This is a genomic window from Robinsoniella sp. (assembly GCF_034124845.1).
Map to the genome: position 1 here is coordinate 1 of NZ_JAWYAJ010000218.1, position 4,361 is coordinate 4,361.

The 4,361-nt window shown below is 42.9% G+C and carries 4 protein-coding genes; 3 read left to right on the forward strand and 1 reads right to left on the reverse strand.

Translation table 11 applies throughout. The annotated features are described in order from the left end of the window. A partial coding sequence (locus ACH2DQ_RS10400; protein WP_395026665.1) for a cache domain-containing protein occupies positions 1-605 on the reverse strand: 605 nt, incomplete at its 3' end. 215 nt (positions 606-820) lie between these two features. On the opposite strand from ACH2DQ_RS10400, the gene ACH2DQ_RS10405 reads away from it, so the two are divergent. The 3 genes from ACH2DQ_RS10405 to ACH2DQ_RS10415 all read left to right on the forward strand — a co-directional run bounded on the left by ACH2DQ_RS10405 (position 821) and on the right by ACH2DQ_RS10415 (position 4,014). Then, on the forward strand, positions 821-2,170 hold the full coding sequence (locus tag ACH2DQ_RS10405; protein WP_394916126.1) for an ABC transporter substrate-binding protein: 1,350 nt from the start codon (positions 821-823) through the stop codon (positions 2,168-2,170). Positions 2,171-2,248: 78 nt separating this feature from the next. Then, on the forward strand, positions 2,249-3,145 hold the full coding sequence (locus tag ACH2DQ_RS10410; protein WP_394916125.1) for a carbohydrate ABC transporter permease: 897 nt from the start codon (positions 2,249-2,251) through the stop codon (positions 3,143-3,145). Next, positions 3,142-4,014, forward strand: coding sequence for a carbohydrate ABC transporter permease (locus ACH2DQ_RS10415; RefSeq protein WP_394916124.1), 873 nt, complete (start codon positions 3,142-3,144; stop codon positions 4,012-4,014). Before ACH2DQ_RS10410 ends, ACH2DQ_RS10415 begins: the two co-directional genes overlap by 4 nt. Positions 4,015-4,361 lie beyond the last annotated feature (347 nt).

Sequence of the window (4,361 nt, forward strand, 5' to 3'; positions counted from 1 at the left end):
TCAATGAACAGAACACCCAGAAACTTTTTGGAATATCCGTCATAAAGTGCCTTGGAAAAAGAGATGGAGGGTCTGCTGTTAATCAAAAAGTCCTTTTGGGATATTCCGTCAATATGAAAGGAACCTTCCAGATCAAGTGTTTTTTCATACCAGTCCTCTTTTTGCGGATCGTATCCGGGAAAAACATCAATATTGCTGTTTAATCCATAACCTAAGATGGGCCCGCTGGGCGTAAAAACAAAAATACCGTTTATATATTCGCTGCTGTAGGTCACATTTTTCAATATAAAGTGGATGTTCTGATTACTCTGGAAAATATCGTAAATAGAGTAATTTGCCGAACTGCCGGCATATTTTCGAAGTTCTTTATTTAGTGAGATCTGGTCAGATTCGCTGTGAAAGTTGAAAAGGTCCCCGATATGCTCCAGGGATTTCAGGTTTTTTTCCAGTTCTTCTCCTGATTTTTCAAATATGTTATCGGTAATGCTGGTAATCTGCTTGTCAATCAATTTGGTATACCGGGTATATGTAAAGGTAGTAATGAAAATTACCGGTATAATGGATATCAGCAGAAATATGATTAGAAACTTATTTTTAAGTTTCATTCAGACCCCCCTCCCCTTTTCTTCCTGTGCAAACACATGAAATTTGTCATATTATCATTTAAAAAGAAGTATATCACAAATGAAGCGGATGGTAATGATAAATTTATCATATTTTGTAGAAATAATTTCTAACAAATGTGCACCATTACTCTGAACAAAAGTATACCTGGACTATGGTATGATAGGGCTATGAAAAAGTTAAGGAGGATAACAACATGAAAGTAAAAAGATTATTAGCATTGGTGCTGGCAGGCAGTATGCTCACCCTGTCCCTGGCAGGCTGTGGCGGTACGAAGAAAGCAGAAAGCAGTGAGGGGACAGAGACCGCTGGCAAGCAGCAGGAGGAGAGCAAAGCCTCCGGAGATAAAACCGTGATTACTATGATGTATTCCGGCACGCCCTCCAACCCTGATTTTGAAACAGAGATTTTACCGGGACTTGTGGAAAAAGAATTTCCGGATATTAAGCTGGAAGTGACCAAGCTGCCGGATGACCAGTATTACACAGCATTAAAAACCAAGCTGGCTTCGGGAGAGTGCCCGGACATCATTCTGGTGCATCCGAAATATGCGGGCGCAAACGGGGTAATTAATCTGGCTAAGGCAGGTTACCTGGAACCCCTGACGGATCTGAAGGTAATGGATCTGGTTGGAGATGGTGCAAAAGAAGCGTTCTTCTACGATGGGGAAATTTACGGAGTTGGCACGAACGTTTCCATGCTGGAGACTTATTTTAACAAAGATATGTTTAAAGAACACAATCTGGAGATCCCCACAAACTGGGATGAATTTTTAAATTGCTGCAAGGTGTTGAAGGATGCAGGCATTCAGCCCATCGTAATGGGAGATAAGGACATGTATGTCATGCAGTTTGGACTCTATCAGATAGCGGCAAGCAAAGTTTATGCAAAGAATACAAAGTTTGACGACCAGCTTCGCACCGGAGAAACGAAATTCACCGATAAGGACACCTGGGATGAAGTAATATCCATGTATAAAACGCTGTATGACGAAGGTTACATAGACAGCTCATCATTGGGACTCAGTGCACAGCAGGCTATCCAGAAATTTGTGGATGGTGAGGCAGCTATGACATTTGACCACAATGGAGACAAGAAGGCTCTGTGTGCAAATGGCGCGGTTGATTTTGAACGTGGATACTTCCCTCTGCCGGGCAACAGTGCGGATGAGGAACTCTGGGCATCCATGTCAATCGGTGCTACACCGGCGATCTATTCCGGTTCCAAACACAAAGAAGAAGCAAAGGCAATTCTGGAAAAGTGGTTTGACGGAGAATCTGATATCTGGAAGGGTATGGTGGACATGGGGAATATCGTGGTTACCTATGGTTACGGATCGGATCAGGTAGATGAGTTCTGGAAACCTTTTATGGACCTGTATAATGAAGGCAAATCCTCTTACTGGTGCAACCAGGGCTGGCCGTCAGGAACGGAAAATGAGATGGAGGCATTATTCTCTGAGGCGATAGGCGGACAGGGAACGACTGTTGAAGATATCGTAAACGGAATGCAGCTGAAATTTGAGGAACTCTATACAGCGGAATAAGTGCAATTCCCGGGCAGGCTTTGGAACTGTCAAAATGCTCCGAACCAGACTGCCCGGTTCTGCCGGAAAGGAAAAGTTATGAAGAAATCAAAACGGAAAACCCTAGTATTTCCCAACCGGATGTATTTATATGTGATTCCGGCTCTGGTCTTGTTTTTGATCTTTTGGATCGTACCGGTACTGCAGTTATTTTATTACAGTATGACTAATTTTAACGGAATAAATTATGATTACGATTATGTGGGATTTAAAAACTATTTGACACTGCTAAAAGATGGTTCTATGATAAATGCAATTAAAAACACATTGATTTATGCAGTTGTGGTAGTAGTCCTGAATAATATACTGGGACTGGTAATTGCCATGGCACTGAACGTAAAACTAAGGGGAAAGGCATTCTTTCGCACCGTGTCCTATGTCCCGGCGCTGTTCAGTGCAATCGTGGTTGGTTTTATCTGGTCCTACGTATATATGCCGGAATCCGGTATGATTGCATCCATTATGACAGCAATGGGACTGGACGGATCGTCCTTTAACGTGCTGGGCAATTATAAGACTGCCCTGTATGCCATTGCACTGGTGGAAGTCTGGAAGGGCTTCGGCGCTACCATGATCATTTATCTTGCGGGTCTGCAAACTGTGGATGACAGCCTTATAGAGGCTGGAAAGATCGATGGCTGTTCCCAGTGGCAGCTGATTCGGAAAATCAAACTTCCGCTGATCTCGGCAACGGTTACCATCAATGTAATTCTGGCGGTTATCGGCGGGCTGAAGGCGTTTGACTATTCTTTTATCATGACAAACGGAGGCCCGGGAAAGTCAACCAATACCCTGATGTTTTCCATTTACCGCATTGCATTTAATGATCAGATGATGGGGAAGGCCAGTGCGTTTTCTGTAGTTGCTTTTGCCGTCATTATTCTGATCACCGTGTTCATGCTGTTTTATATGAATAAAAGAGAGGTGGAACTATGATGGGGAAAAGGAGAAAAACATATAAAGAAGTGGAATCCAAGGCAAAACTTACACCGGGTATTATAACGCTCTATATTTTACTTACCCTGTTTTGCTGCCTTATTATTTTTCCGCTGTTAATCGTATTGTCCAGCTCACTTAGAAATCCCGACAATATGATATCACCGCTGCTTTTGTTTCAGGAATTTTCTTTAGACAGTTATATCAATGCTTTTACAAAAATGAAATATCCGAAGCAGATGCTGAACAGTATTATGACAACGGGGGGATCGGTATTCGTAGTGGTAATGTTTTCTACAATGGCAGCCTACCCCATCTCCAGAATAAAACGCAAAGCCAGCCGCTTTTTGTATTACTTTTTTATAGCAGGGCTGATCATACCGTCTCAGATGGTTATCGTTCCCATTGCCCAGATGTTCGGGCGCCTGTCACTGCCCAACACCAGGTTTACTCCAATGATTATGTTTATCACCTGCAGCCTTCCGTTTTCCATCTTTTTGCTGGCAGGATTTATGAAAGGAGTCCCAATCGAGATTGAGGAGTCCGCTTACATTGATGGCTGCGGACTGTGGAAACGCTTCATAAGTGTAGTTTTCCCATTGCTGAAACCGGCTGTTGTATCGGTAGTGATCACCCAGGGAATGTGGATTTGGAACGATTATTTTTATCCCATGATCTTTATATCTAAATCGGATCAGTACTCCCTGCCGGTAGGTATGATCCAGTTCCTCGGTGACCGTGAAAATCCCGCACAGTGGAACACCCTGTTTGCAGCCTGTGTCCTGTGCGCACTCCCGCTGATTCTGATCTTTGCCGTGCTGCAAAAACAGTTTATCAATGGGATCGCAGCAGGAGCTATTAAAGGCTAGGTGCGACATCCAGTTAGTTTGGCTTCTAGGCGGATGCAGTATCAGACACAGATTTAAATAAGATAAATAAAATACCGGGTATTTAAAGCAGGCAGCTTCGTTAAAACCAGAGTCAGGTTTGGTTTTAACGAAGCTGCTTTTTATCTAAGGGAATCGGTATTATTGTGAAATGACAAATGAAAGATTTGGATACGTGCCATCAGAAATATATGTGAAATCCAGGCAGGAAGGAAGTTTCAGCCACGCGCTAGTTCTACAGCGAAGGTTTTGTAGTGTTCTATTAAATGCTTATATTTGGGTTTTGCTGAGTAAAGACGCTTTGTAGATGGAGGTGGTGTACGGAAAGA

Coding starts and splice junctions, on each gene's coding strand:
- ACH2DQ_RS10405 (WP_394916126.1), top strand. CDS start 821: ATGAAAGTAAAAAGATTATTAGCATTGGTGCTGGCAGGCAGTATGCTC.
- ACH2DQ_RS10410 (WP_394916125.1), top strand. CDS start 2,249: ATGAAGAAATCAAAACGGAAAACCCTAGTATTTCCCAACCGGATGTAT.
- ACH2DQ_RS10415 (WP_394916124.1), top strand. CDS start 3,142: ATGATGGGGAAAAGGAGAAAAACATATAAAGAAGTGGAATCCAAGGCA.